A 17,953-nucleotide genomic window follows, 5' to 3' on the forward strand; every position below is an offset into this window, starting at 1 on the left:
CCCGCGACGCAAACGCGTGCGTGTGGTGGCCCCGGTGTCGTGCCCGGGGGCGAGCGAATCTGTGGAGACCATGAGATGCCCTTCGGGGTGGGCCGGACTGCCGGCGGCGGGTCGCCCCACCGCCGGCCTGCCGGGACAGACTCAGAACGTGTAGCCGCCGTTCTGCTTGATGTCCGTGTCGATGTCGCTCACGGCCTTGTCGAGGATCGTCTTCGGGTTGCCGCCCGACAGGATGTCCTGGGTCGCCTTCTGGAAGACCGACGAGATGTACGGGTATGCCGGGGTCACGGGACGCACGAGCGCGAACTTCTGGGCGAACTTGAGGAAGATCTCGTCCTTGCCGCCCGCCGAGTAGTTCGGGATCTCCGCCGCCGCTGCGGTGGTCGCCGGGATCAGACCGAGGGTGTTCGAGAAGTCGACGAAGTACTTCGTCTGGTGCGCGAAGGTGAGGTACGCGCTGGCAGCCGCAGGCGAGCTGCACTGCTGGGTCATGCCCCACTGCCACGAGCCGCCACCGATCTTCGGACCCGAGCCGAGGTCCGGCGGCGGGATGACGACGGCGTCGTCGCCGAAGGCCTTGGCGACCGTCGCGGAAGCCCAGCTGCCGGAGTACAGGATCGCGCTCTTGCCGTTCACGAAGTCGGCGGTTGCGTCGGCGCCTGACTTGGCCGACATGTAGCCGTCCTTGACCAGACCCTGCATCCAGTCCGCCCACTTGAGGGCCGCCGGGCCGTTCAGTGCACCGTCAGCGGATTTGTAGTCGGACCGGTTGATCAGGTCCCCGCCGAAGCTCTGCAAGAAGGGCGAGTACCCGTACAGGAGCCATTCGCCGGCGCCAGCGGTCCCGAGGTCGAGGGCATACGGGAACGTGCTCGTCGCCTTGATCTTGGCGAGGGCATCGGCGAACTCGGCGCCGGTCCACGGCGTGTCCACCGCCGGGATGCGAACGCCTGCGGCCTTGAGCACCGACGTGCGCGAGAACATGGCCAGGGCCACGTCGTAGTGACCATACGAGTAGACCTTGCCGTCGATCGTGCCCATCGTGCTCGGGAGCTGCCCATCGAACGTGCTCGCCGGCAGGTTGAGTGGGGCGAGGTAGCCGGCCCACGCCCAGTTCGGGACGTTCGGGGAGTCGATGTCGACGACGCACGGCAGTTTCTTGGCGGTAGCCGCAGCCACGACGGCGTCGTTGTAGGACGCCTGCGGGAAGGACGTCAGCTTGGCCTTGTACTGGGTCTGGCTCGCGTTGAAGTCGTCGACGATCTTCTGGTCGACAGCCAGCTCGGCGTCGTTGCCGCCGTTGTGCGTCCACAGATCGATCGTGGCGTTCCCGGTCCCGCTCGACGACGAGCTGGACGACGTACCGCTGCAGGCAGCCAGGGCGATGATGCTCGCCACAGCTATGCTGCCAGCTGTGAGGCGACGCATGGTGTTGGAAGACACTGGGTTCCCTCCGTTGTCACTGATGGATCACTGATGGTCCGGTGACCGCGCGCGTGAGCACGCGGTCCGGTGATGGCCGTCGTCTCCCCGGGGGCTACCGGGGAGGCGACGTCACCGACGCCCGGTGCACGACCGGGCATCGGAGCTTGGCGGTCCGCACGGGGGCCGGGGCGCCCGCCGGAGCGTCGATCTGGGCGTAGAGCTGATCGGCGGCCCACGCACCCATCTCGTAGTGCGGCAGGGTCAGGCTTGTCAGGCTCGGGTATAGCCCCTCGGCGATGATCTCCAGGTTGTCGAAGCCGACCACCGACAGGTCCGTCGGGATCCGCAGGCCACCGACGGCGGCGGCGCGGTAGGCGCCCATCGCCATGCGGTCGTTGAACGCGAACAACCCTGTCGGGCGGTTCTCCTGCGCAAGCAGTCGGACCGTCGCGCCATACGCTCCCTCGGGCAGCGGTGAGGCGTACACGACGGTGATGTTGGCGTCAGACAGACCTGCCTGAGCGCACCGCGCCCGGAACCCGGCCTCGCGCAGATGGCTCGCTGGGATGTCGTCCTCGTTGTTGACCATCCCGACGACGCGGTGGCCAGCCTGCACGAGCACGTCGGCCGCGTCCCACCCGCCCGCGTACTCGTCGGGAACGACCCACGAGACCGCCGGGTCCTCGGTCCTCGCGTTCAGGACCACGACCGGTCCCCCGTGCAGCACCGCCGGGACGGCCAGCACCCGGTGGTACATCGCGGCGTAAAGGATGCCGTCGACGTGCCGGTCCAGCAGGGCGCGGATCTCCCGCTGCTCGAGCTCGGCGTCGTACGCGGTGTTCGTCACGAGCAGGACCGCGTCGTGCTTCCGCACGACGTCCTGTGCCCCGAGGATGATCTTGCCTGCGAAGGGCGTTGTGGCGATCTCGTCGCCCACGAGGCCGACGGACTGGGAACGCTGCGTGCGCAGGGTGCGGGCCACCGGGTTGGCGGCGTACCCGAGGTCGGTCGCCGCGCGATGCACCCTGCTCCGGGTCTCCGCAGCGATGCGCTTGCCGGAGGCGTTCGTCAGGACGTGCGAGACGGTCGTGATCGACACTCCCGCCGCGGCGGCAACGTCTCTGATCGTGACTCGGCTTTGAGTCATCGTGGGTGCCCAATCGTTTTGTCGTTGGCGAAATAGTGCACGCCGACTCCGGCGCTGTCAAGAGGCGACCCGAACCAGCCGACTCCACCACGGCGCTGACCGGCCGTGCCCGCCAGCACCCGGTGGGCAAGTCGCATCGATGCCCACCGTGCAGCCGTGGCACAAACGGGACTGCTGTCGGTCTGGTTGACAGCAGTCCCGGAGATCACCCTGCAACACGCTGCGACGTGCCGGCGCTGCGGCGCTCCGCTGGCGGTGGGTGTATGTGCGTCGCCCCAGTTCACGTACATCTCCTACGACGACCACCGCATCGTGCTGGACCAGCTCGTCGGTCGTGGCACGCGCCGCACGACTGACCGCGTGGCCGTTCCCACCACGACGTTCCTGACCCCGCCGCTGTCCCGCGTCGGGCTGACCGAGACGCAGGCGCGGGCGCAAGGGCTGGCCGTCCACGTGGTCGCCAAGCAGGTCGCGGACATCGCAGCGATGCCCCGACCGAAGATCGTCGGTGAGACGCACGGGCTGATCAAGCTCGTCGTCGATGCGGACACGGAGCTGCTCGTCGTCGCGACGTTGTTCTGCGTCGACTCCCAGGAGCTGATCAACCTCGTCGCGCTCGCGATTCGGGCCGGGGTCCGCGCGGCCGACCTGCGGGACGGCATCTGGACCCACCCCTCAAGCACCCAGGCCCTCAACGAGGTGCTCGCTGCGCTCCCCGCACCCGGGGCCTAGAGCCGGCACGTCAGATGTCAGGTGCGTCGGCGGAGGCATTCTCGATTCCCAGGTTTGCAGGAGCACATGGCTGCCTGGAGCACCGTCAGGCGGACGACGCCCACCGGCTACGGTTGGAGAGTGCCAGACCAGCTCTCACCGACCGCAGCAGACATCCGTGAGCCGGAGGAGCTCAACGACGTCATGGAGGAGCCCCGCCGCGGCCGTGGTCGCCCGCGCGACCCCGATCTTGAAGCGCGAGCCCTGAGCGCCGCCCTCGAGGTCTTTGGCGAGAAGGGCTGGGTCGCGATGACGATCGACGAGGTCGCCACGCGGGCACGCGTCGGCAAGTCTTCGATCTACCTGCGCTGGCCTGACAAGACGAGTCTTCTGACCGATGCGCTGCGCGAGGTGCAGCTGGGCGCAGCCGTCGAAGCGGCCGAGGGTGGCGCAGCTGACGGTGACCTCGGCGAGCCGGTCGCGGAGCCATTGCTGCGCGACTACCTCATCGCGCACGCCACGCGTCGGGCCAACTTGTACCTCAGCGACGCCGGGATCGCGATGCTGCGCCTGTACGTCGAGGCGCGCGCACACCCCGACGTCTTCGCGGACATCCGCCGCCGGGCGATCACGGACTTTGTCCTGGACGAGCGGCGACGCGTCGAGGCGGCGATCCAGCTCGTCGATGGGGTGTCGCCGATGTCGACCGTGCAGCTCCTCGACGCCGTCGAGGGCGCAGTCTTCATGCACGTCCTGGTGACTCCGCCCGAGCTGGTCGACCGGGTGCGGCTGAACCTCGCGGACTACATCGAGCAGATGGTCGACAACCAGCTGCGCGCGGTCGGCCTCAGCCCTCTCGGAAGTTGACCCCGAAGCCACCGCGCGGATAGTGCCAGCGCAGCGCTCCCGGCGCCGCAACGGCCAGGCAGGTCCCGCACTCGAGGCACGCGGCGTAGTCGGTGGCGATCGTGCCGTCCTCGCGCTCGCTGTACACGCCCGCCGGGCAGACGGCGATGATTGCCTTGCCGGTGCCGGTCGCCCGGCACAGCGCCTGGTCGATGACGATGTGGGACTCGTCCTCGTCGATCTCGAACCTGTTCGCTGCCAGTCGCTCGGGAACCGTCGTCGCCTTCACAGTGCTCGCACCCCTGCCCATCCGTCGCTGACCAGCTGTCGCACGCTCACCGGGGACTTGCGCAGCGCATCGCGCGCCACCGCGAGGAGATGCTTGCGCGGCGACCCGTCGAGGCTGAACACGTCGTGGAAGAGGCCGGCCGCGAGCTCGCCGTACGCGCCGTACATCCCGGTGCGCTCGAGGAACTTCGGTGCCCTCGCGTACGTGCGCATGTCCTTGAGCACGAAGCCCTCCTCGAGCCGGCGCCAGTAGCCCGCGAGCCCGGCCTTGGTGGTGTCGCCGCTCGCGACCGCCTCGGCGATGGCGTCGGCCGCGGCGATGGCGGAGCCGATCGCGAGGTCCATCCCGCGCACCGTCAGGCCGTTGTTGATCGTCAGGCCGGCTGCCTCACCGATGACCACCATGCCGTCCGTGGTCACCTCGCCGACCATCTCCATGCCGCCCTCGGCGACGAGGTGGGAGCCGTACTCGAGAACCGTCCCGTCGCGCAGGTAGGGCGCGAGCCCCGGGTGCGCGAGGAAGTGCTCGAAGACGTCGATGACCTTGCGTCCCGAGCGCAGGAGGTCGTCGAGCCGCAGCACGACGCCGAGGGACAGCGACTCGGTGTTGGTGTACATGAACCCACCGCCCCCGATGCCGAGCGTGCAGTCGCCGACGATCGCGTGCGCAGCGCCCTGGTCGCCGGTCAGGCCGAACCGGTCCTCGATCGTCTGCCGCGGAAGCTGCACGACGGCCTTGACCCCCACGGCCATGTGGTGCGTCGGCGGCTTGGCGCGCAGCCCGATCGACTGCGCAAGGAAAGAGTTGACGCCGTCGGCCGCGACGACGACGCGAGCCCGCAGCTCGTCTTCCCCGGCGCGGACGCCGACGACGCGCACCGCACCGTCCGGACCCGGCTCGGTGAGCAGCGAGTCGACCCGCACGCCGGGCATCAGGAAGACGCCGGCTTCCTCCGCCCGTTCCGCGAGCCACGGGTCGAGCTTCGCGCGCAGCACCGTGACGGCGTTGACCGGCTCGGCCAGCGCCGAGCCGCGGTAGTCGATGCCGACCGCCGAGTCCGGGGTGAGGAACGTCGTCACGTGCCGCGTGATGGTCCGTTCGACGGGCGCCTGGTCGACGTAGCCGGGGAAGACCGTGTCGAGCACCCGCCCGTAGAGGACGCCGCCCGACAGGTTCTTGGACCCGGGTGCCTCGCCGCGCTCGATGAGCACGACTGACAGCCCGTGCCTCGCCAGGCGGTAGGCAGCGACCGAGCCGGCCGGGCCGGCGCCGACGACGATGACGTCGAAGTCGGGCTCGGCGGCCTCGGTGGTCACGCTCCGGCCCCGAGCGCGGCGGTCAGCGCCGGGACGACCTGGTAGAGGTCGCCGACGATGCCGTAGTCGCACTGCGCGAAGATCGGCGCGGCCTTGTCGGAGTTGATCGCCACGACGACCTTCGCCCCGCGGACCCCGACCATGTGCTGGAGCTGGCCCGAGATGCCGATCGCGACGTAGAGGTCCGGCGCGATGTGCTGGCCCGAGATGCCGACGTAGCGCTCCTTGGCGACCCAGTCGACGCCCTCCGCGAGCGGCCTCGAGCACGCGACCTCGCCGCCGATCGCCTCGGCGAGGTCGTTGACGAGTGCCAGGTCCTCGCGCGTCTTGAGCCCCCGGCCGATGGCCACCACCGTGCGTGCCGCGCCGAGGTCGACCTTGGCCTGCTCCTTGACGCGCACGTCGGTGATCGTCGCGCTGGTCGTCGGCGTGGCTGGCACCTCCTCGATCGCGACTGGGACGCCGGCCGCATCGGCCGGCGCTCCGGGTGCGAGCGCGAGCACCGCGGTCCCGCCGCTGACCGCGGTCCGGTGCTCGGCGATGCCGCCGAGGACGGTCCGGCTCACGACGACCTGGTCGCCCGCGAGCTCGACGCTGCCGATGCCCGCTAGGACCGGCGCGTGCAGCCGGGCCGCGACCGCACCCAGCATCACCCGGCCCGCGGGAGTGGCGGCGCCGAGGACGACCCGGGGCGCCGCGTCGGCAATGATCCGGGCGACCTCGCCCGCGTAGGCCTCGACGGGGGTTCCGTCGGTAGGCTCGCCGAGCCAGACCACCTGGTCGACGCCGGCGCGGGCCGTCTGCTCGGCGATCTCACGGCGCCCGACGACGAGAGCGACGACCTCGGTGCCGAGCACGCGCGCAGCCTCGACGAGGGCGCTGACAGCGGGGTCGTCGGCGAGGACGACCCACGACTGGGATGTGACGTTCATGGTGCTCCCTTGAAGTGCGTCGGTGGCTAGAGGGCCCGGGCCTGGCGCAGCGCGCCGACCAGCTGGGCAACGGCGGCGGCGGGGTCGGCGCCGTCGAGGACGACGCCTTGTCGCGCGCCGGCGTCCGGCTTCGCGGTGGCCAGAGTGACGAGGGCGACCTCGGCGGCCGGGACCGCGAGGTCGGTCAGGGCGACGAGCTCGACCGGCTTCTTGGCCGCGCCGAGGATGTCCTTCATCCCGGGGACGCGCGCGACGACCGCGTCGCTCGATGCGGCCAGGACGACGGGACCCGTGACCGCGAGCGTCGCGACGCCCGACGGCAGGCCGCGCTCGACGACGACTCCCCCGTCACCGGCCGTCACGCTGCTGACCGCGTTGAGCCCGAGCCAGCCGAGCTCGCCCGCGAGCGTCATCGCGACCTGGCCCTCGGCGATGTCGACCGAGGAGTCGCCCGCGAGGACCACGTCGACGTCGCCGATCGCCCGGACCCCGGCGGCGAGGACCCCGGCGAGCCGGGTGCCGTCGGCGCCGGCGAGCGCGTCGTCGGCCACCATGACGAGCCGGTCGAGCCCGCGCGACAGTGCCGCCTTGCGTGCGAGCGGCGTGTCGATCGATGCGGCGCCGACCGTGAGTCCGACGACCTCCCCGCCCGTGGCGTCGGCGAGACGACGCGCGAGCTCGAACGCGACCGGGTCGTACTCGCTGACGGCGTTCTTGGCCCGGCTCCAGTCGACGGAGCCGTCTGGGCGCACATCGGCGTCCTGCGGGTTCGGTGCCCACTTGTAGGCGACGACGATCTTCATGGGTTCTCCTCAGGGGGGCGCGGGTTCGTTGCGCGGTGCGTGGCCCGCACGGCTGCGGGTGTGGGTCGGGCTTGCGGCCCGAGTCAGCTGTGGTCCTTGACGATCTGGCGGCCGGCGATGTGGACCATGATCTCGTCGGTGCCGCCGCCGAACCGGTGCCCGCGCAGGTCGAGCCAGAGCCGCGAGACGCGCGTGCCGATGGTCACGCCGACGCCGCCGAAGATCTGCATCGCCTCGTCGGCGACCTCGAACGCGGCCATCGCGGAGTACCGCTTGCACAGTGCGCCCTGGCTCTTGAGCGGCTCGCCCTGGTCGACCATCCAGGCCGTCTTGTAGACGAAGTTGCGGATGTTCTCGAGCTTGATCGCCATGTCGGTGAGCTTGAGCTGGATGAGCTGGAACGAGCCGATCGGCTTGCCGAACTGCACGCGCTGCGCGGCGTACGTGGCGGCGTCGTCGAACGCGCACTGGGCCATGCCCAGGCAGTTGGCTGCGATGACGAGACGTTCCAGCTCGAAGTTGCGCATGAGCTGCTTGAAGCCGTTGCCCTTGACGCCGACGAGGCAGGACTCGGGCAGCGTGACGTCGTCGAGGAAGATCTCGCACGAGTCCGAGATGTGCCACAGGATCTTCTCGAGCCGGTTCGTGGTCACGCCCGGTGCGTCCATCGGCACCAGGTACATCGAGATCGCCTTGCGCGGGTCCTCGACGTCAGGGTTCTTGGCCATGAGCAGCAGGTACTTGGACTGCAGCGCGTTCGTGATGAGCGTCTTGGTGCCGTTGAACGTCACGACGCCGTCGTGGTGGACGGCGCTCGTCGTCATCGCCGAGTTGTCCGAGCCGGCACCCGGCTCGGTGAAGCCGAGCGCGAACGGCACGTCTCCGGCGGCGAGGAGGCCGAGGATCTCCTGCTGCTGCTCGGGCGAGCCGAACTCGAGGATGTCCTTGGCCTGGAGCAGCTCGAGTCCGTAGCCGTTGTTCAGTCCCTGCCGCGCGACCCGCTCGGCGAGCATCACGAGGGTCAGCGCGTCGCTCGGGGTGCCGCCGAACTCCTCGGGGAAGCCGAGCGAGCCGAAGCCGGCCTCGTTCATCGCGCGGCGGAAGGTCGTCGGCGGCTGGTGCGTGGCATCCAGGTCGGCGATGTACGACTCGGGGCACTCGCGCTCGAGCAGCTCGTCGAGGCTCTCCAGGAGCAGCTGCTGCTCGTCGGTCAGTCCGAAGTCCATGGTCGTCGACCTCTCAGTTGGCTGTGGGGCGCGTCCCGATGTCGCGCGACGGCACCGTCGCGGCGCCGCGGGACCATCGTTGCCGCGACCGATGTGCCCAATCACAGGACGATGGTCCTAAATACCGACCCACTTCGTCCGCAAAGTTGTGACGTGTAGCCAAACCGTGCAGATCGGTTCCAACGAAGGAGCGCACACGTGACTCAGGTCATCACGCCGGCCGAGGCCGCCGAGCTTGTCAAGGACGGCGACGCCGTCGCCCTGAGCGGGTTCGGCATGGCATGTGTCAACGAGGAGACGCTCATCGCCCTCGAGGCCCGGTTCCTCGACCAGGGCGCTCCGCGCAACCTCACCGTCATGCATGCCAGCGCGGTCGGCAACCGCCGCGACAAGGGCATGAGCCACCTCGGCCACGACGGCCTGATCAAGCGCTGGATCGGCGGCATCGCGATCGCCTCGCCCGTGCTGGCCAAGCTCATCGAGGCCGACGGGTGCGAGGCCTACAACCTCCCTCAAGGAGTCATCACCCAGCTGTACCGCGAGATCGCAGGCAAGCGCCCCGGCGTCATCACCAAAGTCGGGCTCGGGACGTTCGTCGACCCGCGCGTCGAGGGTGCCCGAATGTCGCCGTCGAGCGTCGAGGACATCGTCCAGGTCATCGAGCTCGCCGGCGAGGAGTGGCTGTTCTACCCGTCGTTCCCGATCGACGTGGCCCTGATCCGTGGCACCGTCGCGGACGAGGACGGCAACCTCACGCTCACGCACGAGGGCCTGAAGATGGAGGTCCTGCCGATCGCGCAGGCCGCGCACAACAGCGGCGGCGTCGTCATCGCGCAGGTCGAGTCCATCGCCGCCGCCGGCAGCCTGGACCCCAATGACGTCAAGGTGCCGGGAATCCTCATCGACTACCTCGTCGTCTCGCAGCCCGAGAACCACTTCCAGACGGAGAACACGTACTACAACCCGTCGTTCTCCGGCCAGCTGCGCATCCCGATGTCCGACGTGACGTCGATCCCGCTGAGCGAGCGCAAGGTCATCGCGCGCCGCTGCGCGATGGAGCTGGCCCCGCACACCGTGCTCAACCTCGGCGTGGGCATCCCCGCCGACGTCGGCACGGTCGTGGCCGAGGAGGGCGTCAGCGACCAGATCCTGCTCACGACCGAGGCCGGCGCCATCGGCGGAGTCCCCGCGGGGCTCAAGGACTTCGGGCACGCCTACAACCCCCAGGCGCTCGTCGACATGCACTCGCAGTTCGACTTCTACGACGGGGGCGGTCTGGACGTCGCGGTCCTCGGGCTGGCCCAGAGCGACGCGGCCGGCAACGTCAACGTCTCGAAGTTCGGGTCGCGGGTCGCCGGGTGCGGCGGCTTCATCAACATCTGCCAGTCGGCCAAGAAGCTCATCTTCGCCGGGACCTTCACCGCGGGCGGACTCGTGGTCGAGGTGACCGACGGATCGCTCGACGTCGTCACCGAGGGCCGCGCCCACAAGTTCCTCGACCACGTCGAGCAGATCACGTTCAGCGGCCCGTTCTCCGCCACGCGCGGCCAGACGGTCCTTTACGTCACCGAACGCGCCGTCTTCGAGCTGATCGACGGCGTCATGACGCTCATCGAGATCGCGCCCGGTGTCGACCTGCAGACCGATGTCCTGGACCAGATGGACTTCGCCCCCACCATCTCCCCCGACCTCGCACTGATGCCTGCCGGCATCTTCCGCGAGGTCTGGGGCGAGCTCGGCACCCAGATCACCTCAGCGCGGCCGGCAACGACGCCCGCGCTCGTCGGAAAGGCCTGACCCATGCCCACGATCAACCGGTGGCGTGTCCTCACCGGATCCGTCCTCATCCTGCTGTGCACGGGCGCGATCTATGCGTTCTCCGTGTTCGCCGGGCCGCTGAGCGCGGCGCACGACTGGACGATGCCCCAGGTGATGAACGCCTTCATCATCAACGGTGCGATCGCCCCGATCCCCATGATCCTCGGCGGCTTCATCATCGACCGGGGGGGTGCGCGCTGGTCGATCACGATCGGCGCGATCCTCTTCGCGCTGGGGTTCATCCTCACCGGCTCCGCCACCAGCACGGCCCAGCTCTACCTCTTCTACGGCCTGATCGCCGGGCTGGGCCAGGGCTTCGCCTACTCGGGCTGCCTCAACAACACGATCAAGCTCTTCCCTGACCGTCGCGGGTTCGCCGCCGGCGTGCTCACCGCGGGCATGGGCGCCGGTGCCGTCATCGCCGCCCCCGTCGCCCGGGCCCTGATCGACTCCGTCGGGGTCGGTGCGACGTTCGTCCGCATGGGCGTCGTCTACGCGGTCGTGGTCGTCGCGGCCACGCTTCTCATCCGGCCCGCACCGGTCGGCTTCCTGCCCACCGGCTGGACGCCGCCCACCGGGACGCCCGCGGTCGTCAACAGCACGTGGGCGCAGATGCTGCGCACCCCGGCGTTCTACCTCATCTTCGTGATGCTGACCGCGGGTGCCTTCTCGGGCCTGATGATCGCCTCCCAGCTGTCGCCGATCGCCCAGACCAGCATGTTCGCGATCTCCGCCGCCACGGCGGCGCTCCTGGTGTCGGTCTACTCGATCTGCAACGCCCTCGGCCGCTTCGCCTGGGGTGCACTGTCAGACCGCATCGGGTACACCAACGCGATCGCCTTCATCTACGCAGTCGTGGCACTGTCCCTCGCCGTCCTGCTCACGGTGCACTCGACCTTGGGCTTCGTGGTGGGCATCGTCGGGCTCGGCCTGTGCTTCGGCGGCGTGATGGGCGTCTTCCCGGCCCTGACGATGAAGACTTACGGCCCACGCTTCCAGGGGATGAACTACGGGATCATGTTCACGGGCTACTCCGTAGCCGCGTACTTCGGACCCAAGATCGGCGCCACGCTCGGTGGAGGCGCCAAGGGCGACTACACCACGCCGTTCGTTATCGCGATCGTGGTGGCCCTCGTGGGCCTGGGGCTGACGCTGGCCCTGTCCCGCCTCGGCCGCACGAGTGTCACCGAAACGGCGACCCCGCAGCCGGCCCGGGCAACATCCTGAACCCGTCGGGGGTGCGCGACGGCTCCCCCGAGCCGTTGCGCACCCCCCGACGCCTCACCCCGGAAACGTCATGAACCCCGACCTCAGCCCCGCCACCGCGCTCGCCCAGCTCGCGCGACGCCGACCAGCGACCGTCTCGGTCGTCGCGGACGATGGCGCGGTGCTGACCTCGAGCCGTCTGCAGGACGCGACAGTCGCCCTGGCCGGGCTGCTCGCGTCCGGGGGCGTCCGACCGGGCGACCGGGTCGTCTACGCGGGCCGGAACAGCCCGGCGGCCCTGCTGACCCTGCTCGCCGCCGCGCACCTCGGCGCGGTGTACGTGCCGCTGAACTTCAGGCTCGCGCCTGCCGAGGCGCGCATCGCTCTGGACCACTGCACACCCCACACGCTCGTCGTCGAGGACGAGCTCGCCGCTCTGTACGCGATCGCCGGCCGACACGTCCCGGTGTGCCTGACTGCGCGCGACGCCGCGAGCGCCCCGACGCCGGCCGCGGTCCCGCCGCGACGAGTTCTCGGGGCCGACGACCTCGCTCTCATCATGTACACCTCGGGCACCTCGGGCCGTCCCAAGGGCGTCATGCTCACCCATGGCAACCTCTGGTGGAGCCAGCGCAACGTCGACGAGGTGTTCGACACGCGCCGCGACGACGTGACGCTCGCGGTCGCCCCTATGTTCCACATCGGCGGCCTCAACGCGTTCACGCTGCGCACGCTCCTGCATGGCGGAACCGTCCTCCTGCGCCGGACGTTCGACCCCGAACGCACACTCGACGACCTCGCGAGTGGAACTGTTGCCTCGGTGTTCGGGGTCCCCGCGATGTTCGCGGCGGTCGCCCGGTGCGACCGGTTCACCACCGCCGAGCTCTCCGGCGTCCGGGCCGCCATCATCGGCGGGGCCCCCACACCGCCAGGCCTGCTCGACAGCTACCGGGCGCGGGGGCTGGATCTGCGGCCGTCGTGGGGCATGACCGAGCTCGCCCCCTCCGCGACCCACCTTCCCGCCCCGTGCCTCGCCAGCCAGCCGGGCTCGGTCGGCATCCCGCTGCCGTACACCCGCATCCGGCTCGTATCCTCGGAGACCGGTGAGGACGTGTGCGAGCCCGGCCGCACAGGCGAGCTGTGGGTCGCCGGGCCCCAGGTCACCCCGGGGTACTGGCAGGACGAGGAGGCCACCCGCGCCGCCCTCACCCCCGACGGTTGGCTGCGCAGCGGTGATCTCGCGGTGCGCGCCGCGGACGGCTGCCTCACGCTCGTCGGGCGCTGCACCGAGGCGATCAACACCGGGGGGGAGAAGGTCATCCCCGGCGAGGTCGAGCGGTCGCTCGGCACTCTCGTCGGGGTGTCCGAGGTCGTCGTCGTCGGTGCACCGGATCCCGCGTGGGGCGAGACGGTCGTCGCGGTGCTGGAGTGCGACGGCCCGGTGGCGCCGACGCTCGCCGAGGTGCGCGAGCTCGCGGCGCGCACGATCGCCCGCTTCAAGCTGCCGACCCGGATAGTCTGCGTCGCCGACCTCCCACGAACCGCCACCGGCAAGGTCGACCGATGCGCAGCCAAGGCGTTGGCGGCTGCCTCGGCGGAGGCCTGAGGCCGCAGGTGGACCGGATGACCCCGCGGCGAGCACCGCGGGCTCATCCGGCAACGCCGCGCAGACCGTGCGCCACCGGGTGTGGGTCAGGGCGTGACGGCCACGCCGCCGGAGAAGGGTGAGTCGTGGAGCTCGAGCTTGGCGATCGTGGCGTCGAGCGGCATGTCGAATACGACGGTCCCGGTGACCGTGTTGCCGGGGTTGATCTCGTTGAGGAACGAGTTCGAGTCCGCGAGGTAGATCGCAGCCCCGGAGTCGGCGGAGAACTCACGACCCTGCGCATCGAACGCCTTCTGGGAAGAGCCGTCGAAGTACTGGGCCTTGTCGCCGATGTTCTTGGTGGTCAGGTGGATCAGGACGAACTGCCCCTGCGCCTTCTGCCCGAGCGCGTCGGACCCGACGGACGGGACACCGGGCTCGATCGACGTGACGGTGAACTCGAACTTGCCGTCGCGTACAGGTGTCCCGACGGCCGCCACCGCGGGTGCCGGGGCGGGCGCCGCCTCGCTCGGCGCGGCCGCTGCCTGCGTGACGTCCGCGGCCGGTGTGGCCGCTCCGACCGCTGGCGCGTCCTTCGACCCGCCGTTTGCCGCCGAGACGACGATGAAGAGCACGACGATCGCGCCCAGGCCCGTCAGGATCTTGTGGCGCGCGAACCAGCTGCGCTTCCTGACGGGCTCCGGCCCGAGCATCGACGGGTAGGGGCCGGCCGGGACGTTCGAGCCAGGATTCGGTTGTGCGGGCGGGAGTGGCTGCGACATGGAGTGCTCCAGGTTGGACGGGGCCACCGACCGGACCCGGTCAGTGCCATGCCTCGAGACTCACGAATCGGCTGGCCGGGCACGTCAGCCGATCGGCCACACCCGCCGTGCCCGATCGGGTACACCCGGTCGGCGAGCGATGACCGATCGGCCGACGAGAGTGTCGGAGGCCACCCCTAACCTCACGGGTATGTCAGCTGTCGATGCATACGGGGCGGTCGCGCCGCATCGGGCGGCCTTCCTGCCTCCTACCCCGCCGGTGCGGGTGCCGCAGCTCCGTGTGCCGGCCCCGATCCGGCACGGCTGGGCGCGGGCGAGGACCGTCGGTGCGGTCACGACGGGGGCGCTCTGCACGTTGGTGGCCATCTCGTTCGACTCCGGATTCCGGACCCCGGACGGCGCTCCTGCGCACTGGCTCGATGTCGTGGCATTCCTCGTCGGTCTGACCCTGGCAGGCCTCCTCGTCCTGCGCCGCCGCTTCCCGGTGTACCTCTGCCTCGCCGCGAGTGCGGCGGCGATCGTGCTTCCGCTGGACTCGTTCGCCGCGCTGCTGACCCTGACGTGGGTCATCGCGACCGCCTCGACGCGGACAGCGTGGCTGTGCGGGGCAGCGGCCGCGACCGCGACGGGCGCCGCCCTGTGGAAGGACTCGGCCCGACCACCGCAGGACATGGTTCTGGCCGGCAAGGACCAGGTGACGGGGGTGATCTCCTACGCGTCCGCCGCCGGGTTCTGGACGGTGGCCATCCTGTGCCTGGCGACCTTCGTCGGTGCCGGCCTGGTCCGCCGGTGGCGCAACGTCGCCGCGGCCGCGGTCGCCGACAAGGAGGCCCAGGTGGTCACCACCCACCAGCTGCGCGACCGGATGAGCCGGCAAGAAGAGCGTGAGCTGATCGCCCGTGAGGTCCACGACACGGTCGCCCACCACATCTCCCTGATCTCGCTGCAGGCCTCCGCCCTCGAGGTCGACCGCGGCGCGGGCGGACCGGAGGTGCGGGCTGCAGCCCAGCAGATGCGCTCCTCAGCCCAGCACGCGATCGCCGAGATGCGGGGCCTGCTGACCACGCTGCGGACCGGGACCGAAGATGACCCGCTGCCCGGGGCGACCCTGGAAGATCTCGCCGGCCTGCTGGACAACCTGCGCCGCCATGGGCGGTGGGTCACAAGCTCGGTCTACGTCACTGACGCCCAGACCGCCGCGCCGACCCTGACCCGCGCGGTGTTCCGCATCGTTCAGGAGTCCGTCACCAACGCCCTCAAGCACGCCCCGGGCCAGCCCATCGAGGTGGACGTCCGTGCCAGCCGCCAGGCCGGGGTCACGATCCGGGTCGTGAACCCGGTCCGGCCCGGACCCGCGATCGCCGCGCCGGGCACCGGGTCCGGCATCCTGGGGATGCGGGAACGGGCCGAGCGTCTCGGCGGCCGGTTCGACGCACGGGTCGACGGCGGATGGCACGTCGTGACCGCCTACCTGCCCTGGGTACCTCATCCCTGAGCTGTGTCGGTGGTGGCCTCTACGCTCGCGGTGTGACCAGGGCCCTTGTCGTCGATGACGACTCACTTGTCCGCCGACTGCTGACGAGCATCTTGACCAGTCAGGGCATCGACGTCGTCGGCGAAGCGGCCGACGGCGACGAGGTGATCGACGCAGTCAACGCTCGCCACCCCGACGTCGTCCTGATGGACCTGCACATGGCGCGCGTCGGTGGCCTGGCCGCGATCGCTGAGCTCCAGCGTCGCCCGAACCCGCCTGCCGTCATCGCACTGACGTCCTTCGGCAACGACGACACCGTCCTGGCCGCGTTGCGCGCCGGCGCCAAAGGCTTCCTGGCCAAAGACGCGGACCCGCACCACATCGCGGATGCTGTCGAGCGCGTCGCCGCCGGTGAGGGGGCACTCGACCCTGCGTCCGCCGGTGCTGCGATCCGCCACCTGGCCCACGCGTTCGACGACCAGCGCCAGGTCCGAGCCCACGACGCGCTCGCTGCACTGACCGACCGCGAACGCGAGGTCGCCGCACTGGTTCCGTCCGGACTGTCGAACGCGGAGATCGGCGCGCAGACCTACTGCTCGGAGTCAACCGTCAAGGCCCACCTGTCGCGCGCGATGGCCAAGCTCGGCATCGCCTCGCGCACGCAGCTCGCCGTCCTCGTCGACCGCGCAGGCAACCCCACTGACACGATCGGCGCCTGACGCGCGAGGGCTGCGGGTGCGCTGACAACGGAGTGGTTGCAGCCGGGCCAACTCGGCGCCGTCGACGTCGGCGGGGCTCTGCCTCTTGCCTGTCGGCCGCCAGAAGCGCTTGTAGTGCTGATCCAGCCAGGTGTGTCCTGCCCCGCACAAGGCGTTGTCGGCGAACAGTCGAAGGGCGGCCAGAGCCTGCTCGGCATCGGCCTCGGTGATGAACCTCGAGTGCGCCGCGACCATCACCAGGACCGGGCCCCCGTCGCTCGGGCCTACTTTTCGTCCGTCGCCGACAGTGAGACCACCCATGGGCGTATCGGCGCCCAGAGCAGGCCGGTCGCTACGGCGTCCAGGTGAGGATGTCCAAGGACGGCGCGCCCGGCCTCGTCCGATTCCTTGTGCAGCCTGTCGAGCCGCTGACAACATGTGCGCATGCCCCGGGCGCTGCGCATGCGACTCGTCGCCGTCATCACACTCGGAGTCGCGCTGCTGATCGTCGGCATCGCGCTCTTCGCGCGCAACCGCCTCACCGGGCAGCCCGTCGGTTGGTTCGCCTACGCGCCCTTGACCAACACCACGTTCACAAATGACGCCTCCGGCCGGCTCGTCCTGATGCAGTCCGGCAGCTGGTGGGGACTCGCACTAGCCAGCATCGGGGCTATCACTGTCAGCGGCGCACTCGGCTACGCCCTCGCCAGCCGACACCGAAGGTCCTCTGCCACCGAGTGACTTCAACGGGCCGCTGGAGGTCAGCCACTTCCCATCGCGAAGGGCGTGCCGACCTGGGCGTCGTCACCGGCGTCACGGCCGGCGTCCGGGAGTTCACTCATTGGGGTGGCGCCGCTCACGCGGTTCGCCGCACATGCCGATCCACCGAGGATGACCGACCCGATCGCCGCACTGCTGGCTGATGATGCACTTCTGGGCTGCTGCGTGGCCGAGCTGATCCTTCAGTCCGACGCCGCGGCCCCCGCCGCACTGTCGGCCCTGACAGACTGAACGTTCCGCCCAGTCTGCTGACCAAGTCACCCATCGTCTCGGGGTTCGAGCGGCCGCAGTCCCAGCGAGGCCGAATCAACCCTCCGGGACGAGGGACCGTCGGCCGCGGCCCGAGCTCCGCGCGGCGGCGTCCGGCGCCACCGACGCCGAGCACGCCCGGCTGATCGCTCAAGTCCGCCGCACCGGCACGCCGTACGCCGCGCACGATCTCATCGTCGCCGAACACGCGGTCGAACACGGGCGACCGCCGTCTCACGGGATGCCGCAGCGGAGTTCGGCTACCTACCCGGGGCCCAAGCGATCAGCCCGTGACCCGGGGTGTGGAATCGGCTCGATGCCTCCCGCGCCAGAGCCGGGAACAAGGCGCCCTGCGGCTTCGGCCTGACAGGGGTGGGTGCCGTCGGGCCGGTGGCTCAGCCGTGGACAGGCCCACGATCACGGTCCAGTGGCGTTCGCGACAGACCGGGCCGAGGAGCGTCCGTACCGGCTGGACCCGCCCCCAGCCGCCCTCGTCCGCGCCCGGATAGGGTCCAAGACCCTCCGAACATGCGATCAGGGCCCTGCCGGAGTACCCCCAGCAAGACCCTGACCTGCACAAACACTGTCGGGCTGACAGGATTTGAACCTGCGACCCCTTGACCCCCAGGGCCATTCTTGGGTCATTCTTCGTCCGCCAGAGTTCGC

At 70.2% G+C, this 17,953-nt stretch carries 15 protein-coding genes and 1 pseudogene; 8 read left to right on the forward strand and 8 right to left on the reverse strand.

Going from position 1 to position 17,953, the window contains the following annotated elements; translation table 11 throughout:
- Positions 1 to 141 precede the first annotated feature (141 nt).
- Complete coding sequence (locus DDP54_RS00715) at positions 142 to 1,398, reverse strand: extracellular solute-binding protein (RefSeq protein ID WP_242448132.1); 1,257 nt, start codon at positions 1,396 to 1,398, stop codon at positions 142 to 144.
- 139 nt (positions 1,399 to 1,537) lie between these two features.
- Positions 1,538 to 2,572 carry a LacI family DNA-binding transcriptional regulator gene (locus tag DDP54_RS00720; RefSeq protein ID WP_109130118.1) on the reverse strand — a complete coding sequence of 345 codons (1,035 nt, stop codon included), beginning with the start codon at positions 2,570 to 2,572 and terminating at the stop codon, positions 1,538 to 1,540.
- 252 nt (positions 2,573 to 2,824) lie between these two features.
- On the opposite strand from DDP54_RS00720, the pseudogene DDP54_RS00725 reads away from it, so the two are divergent.
- Positions 2,825 to 3,304 (forward strand): annotated as a pseudogene (locus tag DDP54_RS00725) (pyridine nucleotide-disulfide oxidoreductase); the annotation flags it as partial.
- A 120-nt stretch (positions 3,305 to 3,424) separates the two neighbouring features.
- Entirely contained in the window at positions 3,425 to 4,150 is a 726-nt protein-coding gene (locus tag DDP54_RS00730) for a TetR/AcrR family transcriptional regulator (protein ID WP_158274422.1), read from the forward strand.
- On the opposite strand, the gene DDP54_RS00735 is transcribed toward DDP54_RS00730, so the two are convergent.
- The 5 genes from DDP54_RS00735 to DDP54_RS00755 all read right to left on the reverse strand — a co-directional run bounded on the left by DDP54_RS00735 (position 4,131) and on the right by DDP54_RS00755 (position 8,695).
- Positions 4,131 to 4,439: a 4Fe-4S dicluster domain-containing protein gene (locus DDP54_RS00735; protein WP_109130121.1), complete on the reverse strand. Its 309-nt coding sequence runs from the start codon at positions 4,437 to 4,439 to the stop codon at positions 4,131 to 4,133. The genes DDP54_RS00730 and DDP54_RS00735 overlap by 20 nt on opposite strands.
- Positions 4,415 to 5,734 carry an FAD-dependent oxidoreductase gene (locus DDP54_RS00740; RefSeq protein ID WP_109130122.1) on the reverse strand — a complete coding sequence of 440 codons (1,320 nt, stop codon included), beginning with the start codon at positions 5,732 to 5,734 and terminating at the stop codon, positions 4,415 to 4,417. The genes DDP54_RS00735 and DDP54_RS00740 overlap by 25 nt, the downstream gene beginning before the upstream one ends.
- Positions 5,731 to 6,666, reverse strand: coding sequence for an electron transfer flavoprotein subunit alpha/FixB family protein (locus DDP54_RS00745; protein ID WP_109130123.1), 936 nt, complete (start codon positions 6,664 to 6,666; stop codon positions 5,731 to 5,733). The genes DDP54_RS00740 and DDP54_RS00745 overlap by 4 nt, the downstream gene beginning before the upstream one ends.
- 26 nt (positions 6,667 to 6,692) lie before the next feature.
- Positions 6,693 to 7,469 (reverse strand): electron transfer flavoprotein subunit alpha, encoded by a 777-nt coding sequence (locus DDP54_RS00750; protein WP_109130124.1) that lies wholly within the window; start codon positions 7,467 to 7,469, stop codon positions 6,693 to 6,695.
- An 83-nt stretch (positions 7,470 to 7,552) separates the two neighbouring features.
- Entirely contained in the window at positions 7,553 to 8,695 is a 1,143-nt protein-coding gene (locus tag DDP54_RS00755) for an acyl-CoA dehydrogenase family protein (RefSeq protein WP_109130125.1), read from the reverse strand.
- A 198-nt stretch (positions 8,696 to 8,893) separates the two neighbouring features.
- Here DDP54_RS00755 and DDP54_RS00760 point away from each other — a divergent pair, with 198 nt between their 5' ends.
- The 3 genes from DDP54_RS00760 to DDP54_RS00770 all read left to right on the forward strand — a co-directional run bounded on the left by DDP54_RS00760 (position 8,894) and on the right by DDP54_RS00770 (position 13,325).
- On the forward strand, positions 8,894 to 10,492 hold the full coding sequence (locus tag DDP54_RS00760) for an acyl CoA:acetate/3-ketoacid CoA transferase (RefSeq protein WP_109130126.1): 1,599 nt from the start codon (positions 8,894 to 8,896) through the stop codon (positions 10,490 to 10,492).
- A 3-nt stretch (positions 10,493 to 10,495) separates the two neighbouring features.
- Positions 10,496 to 11,740, forward strand: coding sequence for an OFA family MFS transporter (locus DDP54_RS00765; protein WP_109130127.1), 1,245 nt, complete (start codon positions 10,496 to 10,498; stop codon positions 11,738 to 11,740).
- A 70-nt stretch (positions 11,741 to 11,810) separates the two neighbouring features.
- The gene (locus DDP54_RS00770) at positions 11,811 to 13,325 is read left to right on the forward strand and encodes an AMP-binding protein (protein WP_109130128.1); all 1,515 of its coding nucleotides are present in this window, start codon (positions 11,811 to 11,813) and stop codon (positions 13,323 to 13,325) included.
- An 86-nt stretch (positions 13,326 to 13,411) separates the two neighbouring features.
- On the opposite strand, the gene DDP54_RS00775 is transcribed toward DDP54_RS00770, so the two are convergent.
- A complete protein-coding gene (locus DDP54_RS00775; RefSeq protein WP_242448133.1) occupies positions 13,412 to 14,086 on the reverse strand; it encodes a DUF4352 domain-containing protein in 675 nt (224 codons plus the stop codon).
- A gap of 190 nt (positions 14,087 to 14,276) precedes the next feature.
- Between DDP54_RS00775 and DDP54_RS00780 the strand changes: the two genes are divergently transcribed.
- The 3 genes from DDP54_RS00780 (at position 14,277) to DDP54_RS00790 (ending at position 16,999) form a co-directional block, all read left to right on the forward strand.
- Positions 14,277 to 15,581 carry a histidine kinase gene (locus DDP54_RS00780; RefSeq protein WP_158274423.1) on the forward strand — a complete coding sequence of 435 codons (1,305 nt, stop codon included), beginning with the start codon at positions 14,277 to 14,279 and terminating at the stop codon, positions 15,579 to 15,581.
- A gap of 32 nt (positions 15,582 to 15,613) precedes the next feature.
- Entirely contained in the window at positions 15,614 to 16,279 is a 666-nt protein-coding gene (locus DDP54_RS00785) for a response regulator transcription factor (protein WP_242448134.1), read from the forward strand.
- A 423-nt stretch (positions 16,280 to 16,702) separates the two neighbouring features.
- Positions 16,703 to 16,999, forward strand: a complete 297-nt coding sequence (locus DDP54_RS00790) for a hypothetical protein (protein WP_146192321.1) — start codon at positions 16,703 to 16,705, stop codon at positions 16,997 to 16,999.
- Positions 17,000 to 17,953: the final 954 nt, after the last annotated feature.

The sequence above is a fragment of the Cellulomonas sp. WB94 genome, from assembly GCF_003115775.1.
Lineage (GTDB): Bacteria > Actinomycetota > Actinomycetes > Actinomycetales > Cellulomonadaceae > Cellulomonas_A.

Coding starts and splice junctions, on each gene's coding strand:
- DDP54_RS00780 (WP_158274423.1), top strand. CDS start 14,277: ATGTCAGCTGTCGATGCATACGGGGCGGTCGCGCCGCATCGGGCGGCC.
- DDP54_RS00770 (WP_109130128.1), top strand. CDS start 11,811: ATGAACCCCGACCTCAGCCCCGCCACCGCGCTCGCCCAGCTCGCGCGA.
- DDP54_RS00775 (WP_242448133.1), bottom strand. CDS start 14,086: ATGTCGCAGCCACTCCCGCCCGCACAACCGAATCCTGGCTCGAACGTC.
- DDP54_RS00790 (WP_146192321.1), top strand. CDS start 16,703: ATGCCCCGGGCGCTGCGCATGCGACTCGTCGCCGTCATCACACTCGGA.
- DDP54_RS00755 (WP_109130125.1), bottom strand. CDS start 8,695: ATGGACTTCGGACTGACCGACGAGCAGCAGCTGCTCCTGGAGAGCCTC.
- DDP54_RS00720 (WP_109130118.1), bottom strand. CDS start 2,572: ATGACTCAAAGCCGAGTCACGATCAGAGACGTTGCCGCCGCGGCGGGA.
- DDP54_RS00750 (WP_109130124.1), bottom strand. CDS start 7,469: ATGAAGATCGTCGTCGCCTACAAGTGGGCACCGAACCCGCAGGACGCC.
- DDP54_RS00735 (WP_109130121.1), bottom strand. CDS start 4,439: ATGGGCAGGGGTGCGAGCACTGTGAAGGCGACGACGGTTCCCGAGCGA.
- DDP54_RS00765 (WP_109130127.1), top strand. CDS start 10,496: ATGCCCACGATCAACCGGTGGCGTGTCCTCACCGGATCCGTCCTCATC.
- DDP54_RS00745 (WP_109130123.1), bottom strand. CDS start 6,666: ATGAACGTCACATCCCAGTCGTGGGTCGTCCTCGCCGACGACCCCGCT.